This is a genomic window from Pontibacter qinzhouensis (assembly GCF_008017455.1).
Lineage (GTDB): Bacteria > Bacteroidota > Bacteroidia > Cytophagales > Hymenobacteraceae > Pontibacter > Pontibacter qinzhouensis.
The window spans coordinates 20,498-40,806 of record NZ_VRTY01000054.1 but is presented as its reverse complement, the minus strand read 5'-3'; the positions used below and the strand labels follow the sequence as shown (position 1 = coordinate 40,806).

Annotated in this window: 18 protein-coding genes; 10 read left to right on the top strand and 8 right to left on the bottom strand. The window is 48.4% G+C overall.

Annotated features, from left to right (window positions below):
* Positions 1-154 precede the first annotated feature (154 nt).
* On the top strand, positions 155-370 hold the full coding sequence (locus FVR03_RS14500) for a hypothetical protein (protein WP_147922481.1): 216 nt from the start codon (positions 155-157) through the stop codon (positions 368-370).
* A 123-nt stretch (positions 371-493) separates the two neighbouring features.
* Here the strand turns inward: FVR03_RS14500 and FVR03_RS14495 are convergent, their stop codons facing one another.
* Positions 494-835 carry a hypothetical protein gene (locus FVR03_RS14495; protein ID WP_147922480.1) on the bottom strand — a complete coding sequence of 114 codons (342 nt, stop codon included), beginning with the start codon at positions 833-835 and terminating at the stop codon, positions 494-496.
* Between the two features lie 861 nt (positions 836-1,696).
* Here FVR03_RS14495 and FVR03_RS14490 point away from each other — a divergent pair.
* The 3 genes from FVR03_RS14490 to FVR03_RS14480 all read left to right on the top strand — a co-directional run bounded on the left by FVR03_RS14490 (position 1,697) and on the right by FVR03_RS14480 (position 5,612).
* Positions 1,697-3,514 (top strand): ABC transporter ATP-binding protein, encoded by a 1,818-nt coding sequence (locus FVR03_RS14490; protein ID WP_147922479.1) that lies wholly within the window; start codon positions 1,697-1,699, stop codon positions 3,512-3,514.
* 176 nt (positions 3,515-3,690) lie between these two features.
* On the top strand, positions 3,691-4,557 hold the full coding sequence (locus FVR03_RS14485) for a DUF2911 domain-containing protein (RefSeq protein WP_147922478.1): 867 nt from the start codon (positions 3,691-3,693) through the stop codon (positions 4,555-4,557).
* Between the two features lie 119 nt (positions 4,558-4,676).
* Positions 4,677-5,612: a class I SAM-dependent methyltransferase gene (locus FVR03_RS14480; RefSeq protein ID WP_147922477.1), complete on the top strand. Its 936-nt coding sequence runs from the start codon at positions 4,677-4,679 to the stop codon at positions 5,610-5,612.
* Between the two features lie 20 nt (positions 5,613-5,632).
* On the opposite strand, the gene FVR03_RS14475 is transcribed toward FVR03_RS14480, so the two are convergent.
* From FVR03_RS14475 to FVR03_RS14465, 4 genes are all read right to left on the bottom strand, one after another.
* Positions 5,633-6,367 (bottom strand): HAD family hydrolase, encoded by a 735-nt coding sequence (locus tag FVR03_RS14475; protein WP_147922476.1) that lies wholly within the window; start codon positions 6,365-6,367, stop codon positions 5,633-5,635.
* Positions 6,368-6,896: 529 nt separating this feature from the next.
* Positions 6,897-8,594 carry a sodium:solute symporter family protein gene (locus tag FVR03_RS14470; protein ID WP_147922475.1) on the bottom strand — a complete coding sequence of 566 codons (1,698 nt, stop codon included), beginning with the start codon at positions 8,592-8,594 and terminating at the stop codon, positions 6,897-6,899.
* A complete protein-coding gene (locus tag FVR03_RS24445) occupies positions 8,591-8,746 on the bottom strand; it encodes a hypothetical protein (protein WP_187270173.1) in 156 nt (51 codons plus the stop codon). The genes FVR03_RS14470 and FVR03_RS24445 overlap by 4 nt, the downstream gene beginning before the upstream one ends.
* A 157-nt stretch (positions 8,747-8,903) precedes the next feature.
* Positions 8,904-11,462 (bottom strand): PIG-L family deacetylase, encoded by a 2,559-nt coding sequence (locus FVR03_RS14465; protein ID WP_147922474.1) that lies wholly within the window; start codon positions 11,460-11,462, stop codon positions 8,904-8,906.
* Between the two features lie 441 nt (positions 11,463-11,903).
* Here FVR03_RS14465 and FVR03_RS14460 point away from each other — a divergent pair, with 441 nt between their 5' ends.
* The 6 genes from FVR03_RS14460 (at position 11,904) to FVR03_RS14435 (ending at position 15,952) form a co-directional block, all read left to right on the top strand.
* Positions 11,904-12,614, top strand: a complete 711-nt coding sequence (locus tag FVR03_RS14460; RefSeq protein WP_147922473.1) for a hypothetical protein — start codon at positions 11,904-11,906, stop codon at positions 12,612-12,614.
* Positions 12,615-12,897: 283 nt separating this feature from the next.
* The gene (locus FVR03_RS14455; protein ID WP_147922472.1) at positions 12,898-13,272 is read left to right on the top strand and encodes a DUF3221 domain-containing protein; all 375 of its coding nucleotides are present in this window, start codon (positions 12,898-12,900) and stop codon (positions 13,270-13,272) included.
* Positions 13,273-13,463: 191 nt separating this feature from the next.
* Positions 13,464-13,808, top strand: a complete 345-nt coding sequence (locus tag FVR03_RS14450; protein ID WP_147922471.1) for a Rieske (2Fe-2S) protein — start codon at positions 13,464-13,466, stop codon at positions 13,806-13,808.
* 69 nt (positions 13,809-13,877) lie between these two features.
* A complete protein-coding gene (locus FVR03_RS14445; RefSeq protein ID WP_255474225.1) occupies positions 13,878-14,558 on the top strand; it encodes an alpha/beta fold hydrolase in 681 nt (226 codons plus the stop codon).
* Complete coding sequence (locus FVR03_RS14440) at positions 14,555-14,806, top strand: hypothetical protein (RefSeq protein WP_147922470.1); 252 nt, start codon at positions 14,555-14,557, stop codon at positions 14,804-14,806. Before FVR03_RS14445 ends, FVR03_RS14440 begins: the two co-directional genes overlap by 4 nt.
* Before the next feature lie 6 nt (positions 14,807-14,812).
* Positions 14,813-15,952 carry an NAD(P)/FAD-dependent oxidoreductase gene (locus FVR03_RS14435; RefSeq protein ID WP_147922469.1) on the top strand — a complete coding sequence of 380 codons (1,140 nt, stop codon included), beginning with the start codon at positions 14,813-14,815 and terminating at the stop codon, positions 15,950-15,952.
* A 117-nt stretch (positions 15,953-16,069) separates the two neighbouring features.
* Here the strand turns inward: FVR03_RS14435 and FVR03_RS14430 are convergent, their stop codons facing one another.
* The 3 genes from FVR03_RS14430 to FVR03_RS14420 form a co-directional block, all read right to left on the bottom strand.
* Positions 16,070-16,279, bottom strand: a complete 210-nt coding sequence (locus FVR03_RS14430; RefSeq protein WP_147922468.1) for a hypothetical protein — start codon at positions 16,277-16,279, stop codon at positions 16,070-16,072.
* A gap of 394 nt (positions 16,280-16,673) precedes the next feature.
* On the bottom strand, positions 16,674-18,338 hold the full coding sequence (locus FVR03_RS14425; protein WP_147922467.1) for a DUF8614 domain-containing protein: 1,665 nt from the start codon (positions 18,336-18,338) through the stop codon (positions 16,674-16,676).
* 184 nt (positions 18,339-18,522) lie between these two features.
* The gene (locus FVR03_RS14420; RefSeq protein WP_147922466.1) at positions 18,523-19,914 is read right to left on the bottom strand and encodes a TolB-like translocation protein; all 1,392 of its coding nucleotides are present in this window, start codon (positions 19,912-19,914) and stop codon (positions 18,523-18,525) included.
* Between the last annotated feature and the right edge of the window lie 395 nt (positions 19,915-20,309).

Sequence of the window (20,309 nt, the reverse complement as noted above, 5' to 3'; positions counted from 1 at the left end):
TGTAGTTTTCAGCCATGTTTCCTTTAAAAAAGCAAATATACGAATACAGACTGAATGCGCGACCTCAAAGGCGGCTATGTACTAAAACAAGCTGCTAGTGCTGCCTTCTCTATAGTTTTTCCGTAAAGTATACCTCAAACTCAAAATGAACATCATGAAGAATACCGAAAACACAAGAACAAGAAAAGACGGTGGCGACACATTGGGCAAGAAGGAGCATACGCAGGAGGTAACTAAAAACCCGGCACCTAAAGAGGCAGACAGAGAATCGGAAACCACTCCGCCTGAAAACGAAGTGTATGTAGACATAGAACCGGACGAACTGCACCCTGACGATGAGCCACTCGATGTGAGTGAAGAAGAAAAATAACCGCAGAACCTGGCTAAACTGGCAGGCCTTTTTCAGCAGAACAACCCCTGCACGCACGCAGACTAATTATTCTAATGAAAAAGGCCTTCCAACAAAAAAGCTATGTTTTTTGGTCAAGGGCTGCTAATCTCCGGCGCTTACCCGTGGTCGCACTGGCCAGGAAGTTCGGTGGCTTGTCGAGTCGATGGGTGCCCCCACTACGCGTTGCGAGCGTTCTGTGGTAGGCGTAGTAGCCGGGCCATGATGTGTGGACTCCTCTATGTTCAGTTTCCGGTTGCTTTCGCTGGATTGCTGGTTCATTTGCTTGCGTACCTGGTCGAGGTTGCTGCTGGTACTATGCTGCACCCGCCTGTTGTGGTCGGGGTTTGGCAAAGGGTCGGGGGTACCAGTTTCAGATAACGAGGTGCAGGAGGCGGCCCCTAGCAGCAACGTTACTACCAAGCTGTTAAATAACACTTTCATCATCTTTATATCTTTACACTCCTTATCTCTGTAATTACTTGTACTAAAGTATACGATCAAAAAAGTATAATAACCATAGTTAATGTGCTAATGCGTTAATGTGCTGATGTGGTAATGGCTGAATTATGAATACGTGAAGGAGAGGATGAGCGAAATTAACTGATGCTTACCCTTGGCAGAAAAACATAAAAAACACGTCTGAAGGGCATTTTGATTGAAATAATTCGCTTGTACAGTAACTGCCCTTTTCTAAGGTATTGCGGCAGCTAACAACGAAGCAAACACCCGTGCCAGGTGCACCTATTGAGGCTCCAGTGTCTGAGCGGTCAGCGAGTTTTGGAGCATCTTGATTTTTTGGTTCTTTTTGTATCAAGACAAAAAGAACAAAGACGCAGGCTATGAAACAGCTTCAGGTAGCTATCACAGCAAGAAAAGCAGCTATGCGAACTTGAACTTCAAAGAAAGTAGCCTTTGCTTTAGGATCTCGCCCACAAGATCTTTACAAGATGATAATGAGTAGAGGTGGTATAAGGAGACAACCAATAGCCACTGCTAAAGGACCTCGCCCACAAGATACCTTCTGGATGACATAAAGAAATTGCCACCATTCCCCCAAGTACTGAAACACCCAGGCACTAACCTGTCTGGCACTGCGAGATATTTAAGCACTGAGAAGCCTACAGGCAGTAAAAAAACATATCCTTTTCTTATCCGACTAAATCCGGCCAGTTTTCTTACCTTTGAAATATTTTGCAGGAATGTGGCATTTAATATAAGTTTTAACTGTTATTAAGATCACACGCTTCTGCTGCCACAGTTTAGCCGAACTGGGGCAGCTATAACAAGTACTAATAATATTGATTAATGGCAAGACGCGGATTTGGTCCAAAAGGAACACCTGAAGGAGAAAAAGGCACACCTATTACAAAAGAAAGCTTTAAACGTAGTCTCCGGGTGTTTCGGTATGTGCTTCCTTACAAGTACAAGTTTATTGTTGGCCTGGTATTTCTTACTTTCTCCAGCCTCACGTTTATGGGCTTCCCTTACCTGGTCGGTAAGCTTTTCGATACCTCTGCAGGCGCTTCCTCCACTTCTTTTGAAAACATAAACCTGATTGCACTAGGCCTTTTTGCCGTTATGGTGCTGCAGGGAATCTTCTCATTTTTCAGGGTATACTTTTTTGCGCAGGTAAGCGAAAATGCTGTTGCCGATATTCGTCGCGACCTCTACAGCAAGTTTATGCTGCTGCCAATTTCATTTTATGAGAAACGCAGGGTAGGCGAAATTACCAGCCGCATTACCACCGATGTGGCGCAGGTGCAGGATGCCATGTCGATAACGCTGGCAGAATTGTTCCGGCAGGTCATGACGCTTGTAGTAGGTGTCGCCATTATTATGTGGACCTCCATCAAACTTTCGCTGTTTATGCTGGCTACGTTTCCGGTGTTGGTGGGGCTTGCCTTTGTGTTTGGGAAAAGAATTAAGGCCCTCTCTAAAAAAACGCAGGACGAACTGGCTCAAACCAACATTATTGTGGAGGAGACTTTGCAGGCCATTAACACAGTAAAAGCATTCACAAACGAACTTTTTGAAGTAAACCGCTACAAGACTACCCTGGCCAGAGCCGTTAAAACAGCACTTTCGGCCTCTTATTATCGTGGTGCGTTTATTTCATTTATAATTGTTGGCTTGTTTGGCGGCATCATTCTGGTAATCTGGTATGGTGCTACACTTGTTGCCACAGGCGAGATATTGCCAGGCGACCTGATCTCGTTTGTACTTTATACTGTCTTTATCGGTGCCTCTGTAGGTGGCCTCGGCGACCTTTATGGCAAAGTACAAACCTCGTTGGGAGCCACAGAGCGAATTCTGGAAATACTGACGGAAGCAGAAGAACCGACCAACCGGCACCGCAACCTGCAGGCTCCGGTGCCGAAACTGCACGGCGACATCAGCTACCACAACGTGGCCTTCTCCTACCCTACGCGCCCAGACCTGCAGGTGCTCCGCGATATAAATATCAATATCCGCTCCGGCGAGAAAATAGCACTTGTAGGCCCAAGTGGTGCGGGCAAGTCTACTATAGTGCAGCTGCTCATGCGCTTCTACGATGTGAGCAGTGGCGGCATTACCATAGACGGGCACAACATACAGAACCTCGACCTGAGTACCCTGCGCGGCAACATTGGTATTGTGCCGCAAGAGGTACTGCTGTTTGGTGGCAGCATCCGCGAAAATATTGCCTACGGCAAACCGGGAGCCACCGAAGCAGAAGTAATAGCGGCCGCTAAAAAAGCAAATGCCTGGCAGTTTATTCAGTCGTTTCCGGAGGGGCTTGAGACGCTGGTAGGTGAACGCGGCATTAAACTATCTGGTGGGCAGCGGCAACGCATCGCCATTGCCCGCGCCATTCTGAAGAACCCTGCCATCCTGATACTAGACGAAGCCACCAGCTCTCTCGACTCTGAATCGGAGCACCTGGTGCAGCAGGCTATGGACGAGCTGATGCAAAACCGGACAACCATCGTTATCGCACACCGCCTGGCCACGATCCGGAAAGTAGACAAAATATTGGTGATAGACGGAGGCGAAATTGTAGAAGAAGGTCCGCACGAGGTACTCTCTATGAACGACAACGGCATTTACGCCAACCTGCTAAGATTGCAGTTTGAATTGAGTTAGCAGACTAACAATCAGTCGGTTAAATCCTTAAAGGTAATTCTCGAAAAACTTATATCCTTCTCCTGGCTCTTCGGGCATAATTTCTGCTTGCTTAAGAGGGTGGCAGCACTGGTTTTAGCACGATCTTTTTCGTAATATTACTGCCGGAAAAAGACATCCTTCAACTTAAAAGTATTATGAAAAACACAATAATTGGCTTCGCGTTATCAGCATCCCTTTTGCTAGGTGCAGGTGCAGCCCAGGCTCAGATTGCCATGCCAGCTGCCAGCCCGGCCTCTACTGTAACTCAGAAAGTTGGTTTAACCGATGTAACAGTAAATTACTCACGCCCATCGCTGAAAGGTCGTTCTGTTGGCGCTGAAATTGCACCTTACGGTTCTATCTGGCGAACAGGAGCCAATGCATCAACTAAAATTACCTTCAGCGACGAGGTTTCTATCCAGGGCAACAAAGTACCAGCCGGTGAATACGCACTTTATACCATTCCGGGAGAAAACGTCTGGACGGTGATCCTTCATAAAAACACGAAGCACTGGGGCGATGGTGGCAAAGAGTACAAGCAGGAAGAAGACCAGCTTCGTTTTACCGTAAAAGCCGAGAAAAACCCACGCCGGGCAGAGAGCTTTACCATCAACTTTGCAAACCTGAAAAGTAACGCTGCAGACGTAGAACTGCTGTGGGATAATACCGTTGCCTCGTTTACCATAGAAACAGACGTAGACAGCAAAGTAATGGCCCAGATTCAGGAGCAGGTGGTAAAAGGCAACAATGTGGCACCAGGCCTCTATGCCTCTGCCGCCAGCTACTACTACGACACAAACAAAGACCTGAAGCAAGCTACCGAATGGATGAAAAAAGCCACTGCCCAGGACCCTCGTTTTTACTGGCTCTACACACTGGCCCGCATGCAGGCACAGCAGAAAGATTACAAAAACGCGGTTAAAACAGCCGAGAAATCTTTAGAAGGTGCCAGAGCTGCCAACGAGCAGGCTTACATCCGCATGAATGAGAAATCGATAGCTGAGTGGAAAAAAATGAAGTAAGACCTGCTGTGCCTGGTGCTACCTTTTTAGATAACCAGGCCGGAACATTTGCTTAACTTCTTACCTAAAGCCCCTGCTATGCCAGGGGCTTTGTTTTTACAATTTAAACACAACCTTACTTGAATAACGAAGACGAAAAACAACACTCAGAAGAACACCTGGGCCCTGCCCGTGAGTATTGGTGGAATGAAGACTACCTGGAGCTGCTGGCCAACCGCCTGCACCTGCCCTACACGCAAACCCTGGTCGATATTGGCTGCGGCAAAGGCATGATGGGCTTTAAGTTCTCGCGCTACCTCCCCGATGGCGCCACCGTATATGGAGTCGATTATGAACCTGGGTACATTGAGGAGGCGCGGCAGCGGGCCAAGAGCATTTACCAGCAAAACGATATTAACTACGTTTTTAAAGTCGGCAATGCCACCGATATTCCCTTGCCAGATGCTACCTCTGACCTGACGCTTTGCCAGACGCTCCTGATTCATGTAAAAAATCCGCAGCGGGTAATACAGGAGATGATCCGGATTACAAAACCAGGCGGGTGGATTCTGGCCCTGGAGCCTAACAACCTGGTTCCCAACCTCATGTTCGACCGCTACGGCGAAACCGATTTTGATGTGGAAAGCACCCTGGATGTGCTGGAGATAAAGCTGCGGATAGAGAAAGGCAAAAAGCAGCTGGGCGAAGGCTTTAACTCCCTGGGCGACGTTATTCCGGATTTATACTTAAAAGAAGGCTTGCTCGATACCAAAGTCTGGATTTCGGACAAAGCCTTATCCATTATTCCGCCTTACGACACACAGGAGAAAATGCTACGGGTAGAGCAAATGCTGCAATGGATAGAGTCTGATGCCATGGGCTACGACTACCAGGACAACCTGAACTACTACATGGCAGGCGGTGGCGAAAAAGACAAGTTCGATGCCTACTGGCAAAAGCTCCTCTACAACAAAATTACCCTGAAGCAGAAGCTACAAAAAGGAGAATACATTTCGGCAGGTGGCAGCCTGGTCTATATTGTGGCGGGCCGCAAACCCCGGCCATCGGAGGTATAGCAGCAGCAGAGGCTACTCCCTTACAAATCGGCCATCATACCTTCCATTTGCCTGCTCGGGAATATGTAAGGTAGCCTGTCGGGCAGTTCGCCTATGTGCTGAAGCACCTCGTACTGCACATGCAGCATATTTTCAGGAGAGACCATTTCGTGGCCCCAGGTGGTATGGAAAGGAATGTGAACAGCGCTTGCTCCCAACTCACCGATAGGAAGTATATCAGATTTAAGCGAGTTGCCAACCATCAGGAAGTCAGATACCTCTATATTGTTCCGCTGCAGCAGCCGCTGGTAGGTGGCTGTGTTTTTTTCGCTCAGAATCTCTACTCCCCCAAAATAATCGGCCAGGCCTGAGCGGGCAATCTTCGTCTCCTGGTCAAAAAGGTCACCTTTAGTAATGATCATGAGGTTGTAAGACTCTTGCAGCAGCTTCAGGGTTTGCTCCACATGGGGCAGTAACTCCACCGGGTGGGTCAGCATGTCTTTGCCTAAGGCTACTATCTGGTGCACCTCATCGCCGGTAATCTGGCCTTTCGTCAGTTCTACTGCCGTTTCAATCATGGAAAGCGTAAAGCCTTTCACGCCATAACCAAACAGGTTCAGGTTTTTGATCTCTGTTTCGTATAGCCTTTTCTGCAGCACATCCGGTTCCTCATATTTCTCCAGGATGGCCACGAAGCGCCCGTGCGTTGTCGTGTAAATAGTTTCGTTCATCCATAAGGTGTCATCGGCATCGAACGCTATCGTTTTTAATTTCATAAACTTAACCTACTTAATTCAATTTAATTGATAGATGGCATCTATGGTTGTGCGGTAGCCGATCGTACTTATTGCTCCTGCGCAATCCACTTTTGTCATCCAGAGGAGGTATTTTATGGGCGAGATATGATAGCAGTGGCTACTGGTAATTAGGTTCTCAGTTCGCATAGTTCCTTTTCTTGCTGTGATAGCTGAGTGAAGCTGTTTCATTGCCTGCTTTCTTGTTCTTTTTGTCTTGATACAAAAAGAACCAAAAAAATCAAGATGCTCCAAACTCGCTGAACGCTCGAACAGTGGAGCCTCAATTAGTGCACCTGGCAAAGGTGCCCACTTCGTAGCTTCCTGCCGCAAAACACTAATGTAAATTAGCTGTCACCTCTAATTATTCAAATGAAAAAGGCCTCCAAAAGTATTTTCCTCGAAAAACCTCCAAGGGTCTACCCGACATGTTTTAGCGGAATAATCTCTGTACTCCTTCTTCTATTTCTTCTGCCCTGACCGAAGCAAAAGTTTATCACACAAAATACTATCAGGTGTTTTTCTCAGCAGACGGCAGCAGTGGCTGCAGTAAAAAACCGAATACGATGACCAGCACGCACCCGATAACATTGAACCACAGAAAGGCGATATCGGTGAAGAAGTGGCAGTAAAGCACCACAGCTTCCGCTAGTAAGGCAGCTATGAATACAGCGTTTCCTTTGATATACTTAAAATAGAAGGCCACCAGGAAAACGCCCAGAATGGTGCCGTAAAAAATGGAGCCGATAATGTTGATCGCCTGTATGAGGTTATCGAGCAGCGAGGCATAGGTTGCGAACATAATCGCTATACTGCCCCATATTATGGTAAAAACCCGGGAGGCAAAAAGGTAATGCGCACCGTCGCCATCCTGCTTAAAAGATCGTTTGTAAATATCTACTACCGTAGTAGAAGCCAAGGCATTTAGCTCCGAAGAAGAAGACGACATGGCCGCACAAAGAATGACCGCCAGCAGCAGCCCCACCAGCCCCACCGGCAAATAATTGGTCACAAACGACAGGAAAACGTAGTCTGTGTCTTTGGTTTCGGCATCAGGCAAGGCTTTTTGTATAACGCTTTTAACTTCTGCCCGCACTTCGCGCGCCTGTTGCTCCAATTCAAGTGCCCTGACCGATGTTGCATCTGCCTTTGTGTCGTCTCCTGCTTTAATGTTGCCAACCAGCTCGCGCACTACCGCCTGCTTCTGCACCGAAATGGCTTTGTGCTGCTCTTCCAGCTGCCGCAGCTCACCGGCGTAGGCAGTGGCCTCTGCTCTCGCTTTCGTTTCCTGGTTAAAAAATACCGGTGCCTGATTAAACTGGTAAAAGACAAACACCATTACGCCGATAAACAAAATCAGGAACTGCATCGGAATTTTGAACAAGCCATTGAACAGCAGCCCCAGCCGGCTCTCTGCCAGAGAGCGCCCCCCAATATATCGCGACACCTGCGACTGGTCCGTTCCGAAATAGGAGAGCGACAAGAACAACCCGCCTGTAATTCCGGACCAAAAGTTATAGCGGTCGTCCCAGTTAAAGGAAAAGTCTACAATGTTCATTTTACCCATCTTGCCCGCCACCGCCACGGCATCGCCAAACGACACATCAGCAGGCAGGAACCTAACAACCATAATACCGGCCACCACCATGCCTCCCATCATCACGGCCATCTGCTGCTTCTGCGTTACACTTACGGCCTTAGTGCCACCCGATACGGTATAGATAGTCACGGCCAGGCCAATAACCACATTCGTGACAGTAAGGCTCCAGCCAAGTATAGATGAAAGGATAATAGCAGGAGCATAAATGGTGATGCCAGCCGCCAGCCCGCGCTGAATCAGGAACAGAAGTGCTGCCAGGGTTCTTGTTTTCAGGTCGAAACGGCTCTCCAGGTACTCGTAGGCCGTAAACACCTTGAGCCGGTAAAAGATGGGAATAATGGTAACAGAAATGATGACCATGGCAATAGGCAGCCCGAAATAGAACTGTATAAAGCGCATACCGTCTTCGTACGCCTGCCCCGGAGTAGACAGAAACGTGATGGCACTGGCCTGGGTAGCCATAACGGATAACCCGATGGTCCACCACTTCATGCTGTTGTCGCCTTTCAGGTAGCCTTCAATGTCTTTGCTGCCTCTGGTTTTCCAGATGCCGTAAATTACTATAAAGCCTAGCGTACCCGCTAATACCAGCCAATCGGGTAAACTCATGCGTAAAATCTGGTTATCAGATAAAAGATAAGAATGGTAGCTACCAGGTTACCGAGTACCAACGCGTAAATCCGTTTCCAACTGCCGAGTATGGGTGGCCTGTCTGCCTCGTATTGTTTCTTTTCTTCTTCTGTCATAGTTTCTGTATGCATGGCGGGTGGGGAACTAATGCTTCTCCAGTTTAACGATCAGCGAAAGTGCATTCTCCACTTTACCTTCTCTAACGCCTTGAGGCCTAAGACTAATAGCTATCAGCGAAGACACTCGCGCCATCATAATTTTAATTTTTAATTTATATTTGAAAAAGCCTTACTGCGCCTTGCCACGCACCTCTGTTGCAGTAGATGCCTTACCAGATGTTGTATCAGCTTTGCCCAGGGAGATGAGGTTAGCAAACAGTCTGTAAGCACCTGGCACGCCTGCCGGCAATTGCCGAAACCAGGAATAACCGGTATAGATGTAATGTCCTTTGCCGTACGGAGCTATTAACAACCCACCATCACGGGCAGGTTCTCCGGGGTCGTTAGAAGACAAGATAGCCTCAAACTCTTTGCTCCACTCATTCGGGAAATAAAGCCCCCGTTCCTGCACCCATCCGTCAAAATCTTTATAGGTTATTTTGTTAGGGATGTTCAGCACCGGGTGCTCAGGTCGCAACAGCCTTACTTCTGCCTGCTCTACCGTTACCCGCTCGCTCGATAGTTTAAGCGGGAAAGGGGCAATGTCGGGGGTGACGAGTCGTGCCGATGTGTTGTACTGCACAATTAGGTTACCGCCATCTTTCACATACTCCAGGAGCAGGGGCTGGTGGTGCCGCAGCCGCTCTACGGTGTTGTAGGCCCTTACGCCAAGCACAATAGCATCGAACTGACGCAGCATCTCCTGTTTCATATCCTCATCTTTGAGAATGGTAACTTCGTAGCCGATTTGCTGCAGGTTAGCCGGCAGTTCGTCTCCGGCCCCCATCACGTAGCCCACTTTTTCGCCACGCTTCTGTAGCTCCAGTTTCACCGCCCTCGCTTCTGCCTCCGGAAAAGTTGTTTGTGCCGGAATGTGGCTGTACTGTATTATGTTGAGGCCTTTGCTGTAGGGTTTACCCTCAACGGTAGCCACTGCTTTTATGGTTACTTCCTGCTGCCCCTGTGGCGGATACACCAGAAAGCTGGCAGTTTGTTCTGCTCCTTTACTTTTTAAATCGACCGGGAAGCTGGCTGGTTCAGAGCGCCATCCCTGCGGCAGCGAAAGCGCCACAGTTCCTGTTACACCGGCTTTTCCGCTTTTTATCAGGACCTGTACCCGCTTCGGTGCCTGGTCTGCAAACATATATACCTTCTCGGCCAGGTTCACAAATACGGGTGGCGTAACAGTAAAAGGCCGATACACTTCGCCGTCTACAGGGTCGGTGCGTTTGTGCGTAACCGGCACGGTGTATTGTAGCGGCTGCCCTGCAATTAGCATGTTAAATATTACAGGCACTACCGGGCTGTTCTCCGGAAGCCCTACTTCCTGCTGCCCTTCTACGACATACATGCCCACTGAACCTGGCTTTCGGAGCCAGTAAGGTTGTGTATAAGGCACTGTGGCCGGAGCCTTCAGGCCGAGCGACAGCATAAGCGCTTTGTTGTCTTGCAAAGGTACTGCCAGCGTGGTGTCGTGCCCGGTTACAGCTATTTTAAGGCCCTGCAGCGTTACAGGCACCGCCGATCTGTTAATAGCTTCTATCTGCAGCCGCACTGGCTCACCGGGCGCTACCGCATAATCGGAGGCTGTAACTTCCAGGTAAAGGCCTAAGGCATGTTTAACCACCTGCTCAAGCTCCTGCAGTTTTAGCTGCTTCCAATGGCCATCGGGCAGTTTCTGAAGCTCTGTTCGGGCTGCGAGTAGTGCTGGTACAGCAGCGGCAGGGTTCTGAGGTTTAAACTCATCGGCGGCTTTTTGCAGGAGTTTACCAACCTTTTCGCCTCCTTTTATGCGGCTCCAGCTGGTGTTAATACCTTCAAAAAGCTCTTTCTGTGCCTTCTCGCCTTTGGTGTGCTCCAGATACTCTATGGCACTGCCGCGCGAGCCACTCGATCCAAAACCCTGGCTTTTGTGCATGCTGCGGCTTTCGGCCGCAATTTCGGGGTACGACTTACCTAATAGCGGGTTAAATTTTCCTACATCCAGCTTCAGGAGTTGAGATCCGTAGTCATCAAATTCCTGTTCAGACCTAAAAGACCACACACCGGTGTTCCATAAAAGTCGTTTCGGCTGCCAGACCTCCACATGTTTTAATTGCTCCGGAAAGCGCTTTTTGTCACCGGCTGCCTCAAACGCCTCTCCGGCCAGTATGGCAGAAGCTGTATGGTGGCCATGCGTGCCAGATGGAAGTGGCGAGAAGCGTGTTATGAGTACATCAGGCCTGAATTTCCGGATTATCCAGACCATATCGGCCAGTACCTGCTCCTTGTCCCAGATGGTAAAGGTTTCCTGAGGGTTTTTAGAGAAGCCGAAGTCGTTGGCTCTGGTAAAGAATTGTTGCCCGCCATCGGTTCTGCGCGCCTGCAGCAGCTCCTGCGTCCTGATGAGGCCCAGTTCCTCGCGTATCTGCGGCCCAATCAGGTTTTGCCCACCATCGCCACGGGTTACAGACAAATAACCGGTGTTGTAAAGCCCTTCGTTGGCCAGATAAGCAATCAGGCGCGTATTTTCGTCGTCGGGGTGAGCAGCTATGTACAATGCGGTACCTAAAACATTCAGCTTCTTTATGTCCTGGTATAACTTGGCTGCTATTGGTTTTTCGGGTGCCTGTGCGTGCAAAACGGCCGAACTTAAACCAATTAGTAGCACAAAAGAGTACCAACGAAAAAAGAATATAATTATTCTCATGACTTTATTTATCTTAAAAACCAATTAGCAGGTGGTAACGTTGGAGTAAATCTAAGTAAATATTCAATGGTAAAACAGTCAGGCTTTATTTTGAATGCTGTAGTGGTTTCTTTTGATATAAAAATGCAACTATGGTGCCTTTAACCAAAGCCAAACTCTAAAACAAAAACCTGAACTAAATGTTACTCAAGCAGTAGCAGAAAGAGGAAGTACTTGCACCCATAACATGATTTTACCTACATCTAGTGTAATAACAAAAATATTTATTGATTATTTTAAATTAGATTTATATTTTTGGCACTTTAAACACTACCTCATACGCCCACCTTTTTATTTTTGCCGCGTATTGAATTGCCACTTTCTGCCTAAGTTGTGCCCTAACGGACTTAATTAGTAAACCTATTCGTTCTACTAGTATACTCTATCTCCCTTTAGACAAGTATGTCAAAACATAGAAGCCCTAAAATTGAGGATTTTGCGTACAATTATCTTCAATCTCACTACAGCGCAACTTATACAGGTGCAACTATTAAGGTACAGCACCATGTTAAAACAACTGCCGATGCCGAACTAGATGGTTTACTGTTGTTTAACACTGTCGATAATACTCCCTTCTGTGCTGCTGTAGTTACTGCTTCTTCGGATAGACTAGCTCACCTGCTCACCCACTACAAAAAGAACGGACTCAGCAAATTTCGTTACCTGACCACAGCCATCGTATTTTTAGCAACAGCTTTTCTGCTTTATAACCGGGTACATTGGGGAGTAGCAGCCGGCGTATCGGTTTTTGCAGCTCTTGTAACCTTCGTACTGCATTCTATTGCAGAAAAAAACCAACTCAAAAAGAAGCTGGCAGCTATTGTAGAAAATTTCAGCCTCTTTCCGGCAAATGAGCAGTGGCTCGGAATCTCCATCAGCAGCCTTACTTTCAGAAACAATGACCTGGCCCAGCAACTGGTGACCATCTGCCGCCAAAAAGGTATTGGCATTTTAACGGTAGGCCAACGAGCTAAAGTGGTGCTAATGCAGGAGCCAAGAGCTGTTAAGAGCACAAGAGGCAATTATCTGGTACAATATGTATTGCCAGCAGAACCCGAAACCAAATCTGACAGCGAAAAGAAGCGACCAGGATCTAATCTGAAAGTGGCATAACCACTTCATACATACCCTTTTCGTTACAAAGCCGCATGTTGCTGACAAATTCTGCAACATGCGGCTTTGTTATGCAGTAGAATACCCCAAATGCGAAACTCAAACCCAACCATGACTACAAAGGCGACACTATTGCACTTGCACACAACTGAACGTTGCCAGGCACAGCCTAATACAACTGGCATAAAAGGGCTTGCTACTACTCTCCCCCGCACCTGAACAACCTGGTGTCTGCCTGTACGTTACGCCAATTTAACACCCGACTCAAGACTAAACCTCAACCATGAAACGAATAACACCCTTGCTTTACCTGCTGGCATTTGTGCTGGCTTCCTGCTCCGGCGACACTTCCAACCGCATTCCTGACACCGTTCCGGATATAGAAGGTAACATAACAACCTTAAAAAAGGCAACTACAAAAAATAAAGATAACTCGCTGGCCGTGCTTCTGGTGGAGGCGCAGGAAGAAACCAGCAACACTTATCAGAAAGCCAGCATCAAAGTAGACAGCAAAACTCATCTGGAAGACCAGAACGGCGGAATTCTGAAACTGGAACAACTCCGGGAAGGCTATAAAATAGAAGCTTGGCTCGAAGGCCCGATTATGGAGTCGGATCCGGTGCAGGCTTACGCCACAGCCATCAGAGTCAGTATGTAATACCAGGTCCGGCCAGCCATACTTACCCTTGACTCATTTTAGCCCAAAACCCTTTTGAAGACCAATTTCATTTGAATAATTTGAATGATTGTTGAATGGTTGATTTTCTGGAATGTTATGTAAAGATGGATAAGCTTTTTCAACATTTTAATTTCTAATGTAACAACGCACGAAGCAAATTACCTGAACAGATGGAGTACAGCTGGCACAAAGTTTTTGAGAATGAGGAAGAAGCAAAAGTGCAGGTACCACTGCGGCAGACAAAATTGCTCGCGGTGGCAGGTAAGGAAATCTGTCTGGCACATACGGCTGCAGGGTTAGTTGCCATACAAGATGCCTGTCCGCACATGGGCCATTCGCTGAGCCGAGGCAAACTTAGTTACCTGGACGAAGTGGTATGCCCCTGGCACAGCTACCGCTACAGCCTGCACAACGGCAAAGAGTGCGACTACAGAACCAGAAACGCCACGATCTACCCACTCGCTATCAGGGAAGGCGGTGTGTATATTGGCCTGCAACAAAAGCCGGCACAGTAGCAAGTTCCGAAATTAGGCCTTAGCTTTGCAAAACGCAAACGAGCAGGCAGAACCAAACCCAAGGCTACATTGGAGGCAGAAAGCGAAAACCAACAACATAAGATTTACTTTATTAGTGGGTTAGGGGCCGACTGGCGAATGTTTCAGTTTCTGAAGTTACCTCCGCAACTGCCCTTTGAGCACCTCGACTGGATTGCTCCATTATCGCTTCAGGAGTCGCTGGCGGAGTATGCCGGTCGGCTGAAGGCACAAATTACGGCTCCTACTCCTATTCTGATCGGATTATCGTTTGGGGGAGTAATTGCCATTGAGCTTGCCAAGCTGCTTCAGCCCCGGAAGCTCATTATTATATCGAGCCTTGCCCAGAGTGCTGCTTTGCCCTGGTATTACAGAGCCTTAGGCAAACTGAAGCTACAGCGTTACATTCCGCTAAAGGTTTTGCAAAGTTTTCTGCCGCTCGCACCGTTCTTTTTTGGAGCCCACTCGCCAGCCGAGAAAAAACTGCTCCGCCAGGTAATATTAGATATAGACGAAAACTACCTGCGCTGGGCACTGGAGCAACTACTGGCCTGGCGGCAAAAAGAACCGCTGCCAAACCTGCTGCACCTGCACGGCACCGCCGACAAAGTATTGCCCCTGCGGCAGCGCCCCGGCATGTACATCGTAAAAGGAGGCGAGCACCTGATGGTGATGGACCGCGCCCCTGAAATTAGTGCTATCTTACACAACATCCTGACAGAAGACTTATGAGCAAAAGCCGCTACATTGTTAAAACCAGCACAGGCCAGGAAGCAGACCTGACGCAGGCCACCATCCTGAGAAGCAACAACCTTTACCCTTTCGGCCAGCACAATTACGCTATTTATGAAACACCGGAAGGCCTGTTTGTAAAAGCTATGAACTCCGGCGAAAGAGAGATTATGCTCACCAGCTACGAACTGATTGACGAGGCAACAGCCCGCCACTACAGCCATCCCTACTTCCGCCAGGACAATTAACGTACCATGCAGCTTAGCTTCTGGGAAAAGGAAACCTATTTCAGCAACATCGATGTGCTCGTTGTCGGGAGCGGCATTGTGGGGCTTACGGCTGCTCTGCACCTGAAACAGGCGCAACCTAAGCTAAAAGTGCTGGTAGCCGAGCGAGGTTTGTTGCCTACAGGCGGAAGCTCTAAAAATGCTGGTTTCGCCTGCTTTGGCAGCCCCTCTGAGTTGCTGGACGACCTGGAGCACCACACCGAAGACGAAGTGTTTGCGCTGGTGGAAAAACGGTGGCGCGGACTGCAGCGCCTACGCCAGCACCTCGGCGATGCTACCCTCGACTTCCACCAATGGGGTGGTTATGAACTCTTCGATAAGAAGCCCCTGTATGAGGCCTGCGCCGAAAAGCTGCCTTACCTGAACAAACAGCTGTCTGCTATTACAGGCCTACCAACCACCTACCGGCAAGCCGATGAAAAAATAAAGCTTTTTGGTTTCAGAAAGGTGCAGCACCTGCTCGAGAGTGTAGTAGAAGGGCAGCTCGACACTGGTAAAATGATACTGGCGCTTACGCAAAAAGTGCAGGCGCAGGGCGTACTGGTGCTAAATGGTTTAGAGGTGCAGGCACTCCACCCAAAGGAGAACTCAGTTATTGCCACTACCACCCAGGAAATTAACCTACAGGCTAAGGCTGTTCTTGTAGCTACTAATGGCTTGGCACAGCAGCTTTTGCCACAACTACATGTTGTACCCGCCCGTGCCCAGGTTCTGCTTACAAAACCCATCCCCGATCTTAAACTAAAGGGTACCTTCCACTACGACAGAGGCTACTATTACTTCCGGAACATTGGCAACAGGGTGTTGTTTGGCGGAGGCCGTAACCTCGATTTCGCGGCAGAGGAAACCAGCACCCTCGGCCTGACAGGGCTGGTCCAAAATCAGCTGGAGGAGCTACTGAAAACTGTTATTTTGCCAGGTACTGCTTTTGAGGTGGAGCAGCGCTGGAGTGGCATTATGGGGATGGGGCCTGCCAAAACCACCCTGGTGCAGCAGGTGCAGGAGCGCATGGTTTGCGCCGTACGCTTATCTGGTATGGGCGTGGCCATTGGCTCGCTTGTTGGTGAGGAAGCCGCTGAGCTGGTATTGCAACAGTTGCAGGCGTAGGAGCTGGTACATAAAGCTGGTTTTGAAGTGGCAATAGCAGCAGCCATTAAAAGCTACGGGCATAAAAAAAGGTAAACCGTTTATTAGGTCTACCCTTTCATTTCTGAAATGCTGTATTTAAGCTTGGATCCATGTAGGTTTATAGGATTGGTTTGGGATCATAAAAGGTTTGAAACTTTCCTTTTCTGCACTGTAAAAACAGGAATACTCTTCTTCACCTAACTCCTCGCGGAGTGCAATGTGAAATTTAGATAACTCAGGATGCATTTTTTCTCTTTCCTGCCGTTCCTGAGGACTGTCTGGATTGAATTCATAAAAGCTTTTCATCACTTGCAGTTAAATTAAAAATCTGATTTATAAATACTTGGAAAGATAACTTACTCTTTTTATTATCATTAGGTTACTATAATTTTAATTGCACTACTTATAACAAGAGCTGCACCGCCTACTACACTAAAAAAGAAAAGAGCTACACCAAAAAGATGTAGCTCTCGCCCAATAATACTGCAACATTTTGCATAATTCCAATTTCCTGGCACTCTAGTGTTGTACCCTTGGATCTTAAGAGCTGTTTTGGCTTTTGGAGGCTGTTTTTGTTAGAATAATTGCTTGTTACAGACTGTTAGTTGTTGATTGTTGAATGGCCAAATTGTTAAATGGCTGAATTGTTGCGTTGAAGAAATTTTGAGTGAGAGAATTTCTCCAAATTTTAACTCTTAACTTACTTAAGGCCCAGCACTTCTACGCCTTGCTCAAAAACAATATCGACCGAAATATTTTTGCTGCTCAGGCGATTGAGGTCGGCTTGCAGCTGGGAGCTTATCTGGCCCTGCTCATTCAGAAGTTTGCCCACACCTGCATAATCGCCGTTACCTTGTAAAGTTAAAATCAGCTCGGAAAGTTTGTTCATGGCTTTGCGCATCTTCACATAATCTACACGGTATTTGCCGGTTTGCTCATCTCTGGAGAAAGCGCCCTGGTCTCTGAAGAAGTTAAACCGGACCATGTTAGCTTTGCCGTGTGCACTGGCTGCTCCAAAACGCACCGACCGGAAAATACCTGCCAGAAACGTGGTGTAGTAGTCTTCGAGGCTGCCATCTACTTCTCCTTTGGTGTGCAGCTGCGAAATCATGTAAAGCCCCAGAATATCGGCTTTGCCTTCTTCCAGCGCAGAGGCATGTTCTTTAAGTGCCTCGCGCACGGTGCCTTTGCCATTTATGGTGTTTTTAATGCCAAGCCCATGCGCCACTTCATGAAACATGGTATTTCCAAAAAAAGCGTCGAAGGTTACATGCTGCTGCTGGTCCGCCACAATAAGCTCATCGGCAATGGGCCTCATAATTTTATCGAACTTGGCTTGCATGGCATTTTTGAGCTGTAAACGGCGAGTACCTTTCTGAAGCTGCACTTCCTCGTCGTTTGGCAGGTTTATGGCAATGGTCTTGCTACCTGCATTACAGTCGCCGGCATAATACACCACATCGTAGGCATTCAGGTCGGCATCGGAACCGGGCATTTCTTTTTTGTAAGTAGCACCAACAGGCAGCCCCTTCTGAAGCTCAGGCAAAAAGGCAGCATATTTTTCGAGGCGCTTGCTCCAGGCCATGTCTTTGATGAGCACATAGGCCTCGTGAGCAGCTTTATAGCCAAAGAGCTTATCTTCGTAGGTTTCTATCGGGCCGATCACTACATCAATGGTATTGTTTTTCATGTCCATCCAGGCAAGGTCGCTGGCCTGGTAGTTATCGGTGAGTAGTGCCTGCGCGCGCATGTTCAGGTATTTTCTAAGGCCAGGCTCATCGGCGAGAGTTGCAGCCTCCCGCAACAGATCCGATGCCCGTTCTACCTGCTCCCTGAACCGCACATGGTACGGCACAGTTATAAGCTTACCACTTGGCAAGCGGTGCAGAAAAGTATACTGGCTCGTTTTTTCAGGCAGGTCGGCTTGCTCAAACTCTTCCTTCGTCATGTCGTGCGGGTAGAAATTGGCAGCGTCAGGTTTGGGCCCTATGCCTTCAATAAACGGTTCGTTGTTGCTCAGGCGATCCCAGGGGCCGTAGTTAATTTTCACGAATTGCTTTGCCGCATCATCAGTAAGGGCGTTTAACAGCGAGTCGCGTTTACCATAGGCTTCGTGCCAGAACAGTTCATCCATGATCTCGCCTGCCTGTATCAGCAACGGAATCATCTGGCGTTCGCGGTCGCTTAGGTGGCTCAGGTCGGCTGTGAGGCGCACAGTGGTGTACATGCCCAATTTTTCCTGCAGCCCGGCTGTTGCCTCATTCTGCGCTATTTCTTCCTCCTGGGTTTCAGCTGTTTTCTGGCTGCTACACCCCATGCTGATAAGGGCCAGGGCAGTAGCGGCTAAAATGTGTTTCGGTTTCATGTGTAGTAGATGCTCGTTTTATTTTTCCGGTAGGAAGATATAAAAAAATGCACAGGAGGGGAAATAGGAGAAAGATTTGTAAATGAATAATTAGAAAGGGTGCAAAAGCAAAAACGATTGCTCCACAAATTCAGAGATTTGTGTGGCAACCGTTCATTTGCTTTTGCAGCTTCGTGCGGAGCGTTTATTTTTTGGCTGATTTATGCGTTCGTTTCAGCCAAGCATCCGGCACCGGCACAATACAAATATTCATGGAGCGGTTGTCTTCTGAGAGCATAGCAGACTGAATCTGAAATTTGGTACCGTCGCGGCTGAAGGTGGGGTGCGGGTGATCGGCTGCAGTTGTTTTATGGCCGGTGGTGAGCATCAGCATTTCGCGGGTGTGCCGGTCTATGAGGTAAACGCTGCGCGAAAAATCGTCGCCAACGGCCCATTTGCCATCTGGGGAGCCGTGCACGTGCCAAAGCCCGCTACCGCTCGGAGTCTGGCCGGCAATGGTCATTTCGCGGGTTCTCAGGTTCACAATACCCAGCCCGGTTGGTTTCTCGCGGGTACCAGAGGGTCCCCAGCCAGCCTCCTGCCCAGGGTTTGTAGGGTCGCTGGCAGCGCTGGCGGTAGCTGCTGCACTGCCAGTGCCTACCTTCCGGTGCCCCATAATGGCAAAAGCCACCTCATCTTGTGTAATTACCGCCTCATGCGTTACCCACTCGTACTCCGACTCGGGGTACAGCGGGCGCAGGCCAGCGCCATCGGCCTGTACCGTCCAGGTGCGTTGCGGCGATTTACCGCCGGTTTCCCAGCAAAATATAATTTCGCCCGGCACCCATGGGTTTGTCTGGATGTGGCCTACCTGAAACGGCACCGAGACCACATGTTTCAGGGCACCGGTTTTAACGTTCATGGCAGCCAGCCCCGAGGGACCCGCGCCCATATTGCGGGGGCCAAAGTTCGTTTCAATTTTGGTGTTCTGAGCCAGGTGACGTGCCGCCTCCTCCTGCCCTACCCTAAAGTACACCCATTCTTCGTCGGCATCGAGAGCCATGTCGCCACCGGCACCCATTTCTGGTGGAGTGGTGCCGCACACGCGTTGATAGGTTGCAGCTGCTTTTACTTTTCCGGCTTTGCTGTCGGCAAAAAGTTTGGCCAGGTCTACTTCCACAATCTCGAGTGGCCGGTTTTGGCGCGGCTGCTCTTCATTTCCCGGCAGGTTCCGCATAAAATAGAGCTTCATCGATTTTTGGGCGATGTTCAGCATACCGGCATAGCCTCCTTCTGTTACCTGCACCATCTCGCCAGTCTTCTCGTGCACCGCCAACGCCTCTCCCTTCACGCGGCCAGACCTGAAAATAAGCCATTGCCCGTCCGATGTCCATTGCGGGTGCGTAGGGTAAATTTTTGAATCGCCGTGTGGGGTGCTCGTCAGGAAGGTGAGCATGGTGCCGGTAACGGGGTCTTTCACCATTTTCTTTTCAGAAGGAAAGCGGTTCCCGATCTGGGCATGCGCACCAGCAGTAAATAATACCGAAGCACTTATCAGTATTCCGATTGTGAAGGCACATTTTATTTTTTGCAGCATGTTGGTATGTTATACTCTGAATGTTAGACCTAAAGTAGTTGGTTACTTATCTTCGCACCTGCTTGGGCTGCCCCTTGTCCGCACACTTTTCGAAGCATCAAATTTTTATCTTCAGCAAAAGGAGGCGCTGGCAAGAGACAATTTCAAATCAAACATGCTTTACTAGGCTCAGTCCACTTTCAGGATACCATCTTTCGTTCCAGCTCTTCTCCTCTCTTAAACTTAGATACCCAAGCATTTCACGCTTGAAACGATCAAATTATTTAAATGAAAATGGTCTCCAAAAAGCTTTCTTGGAGTATTTAGTCAAGGGTTTGATAAACTTGTGTTGCCAGGCAATGCATAAAATAAAAACTACCGTTTGTTAATTTATTTTAAAGTTAGAACTTATCAAT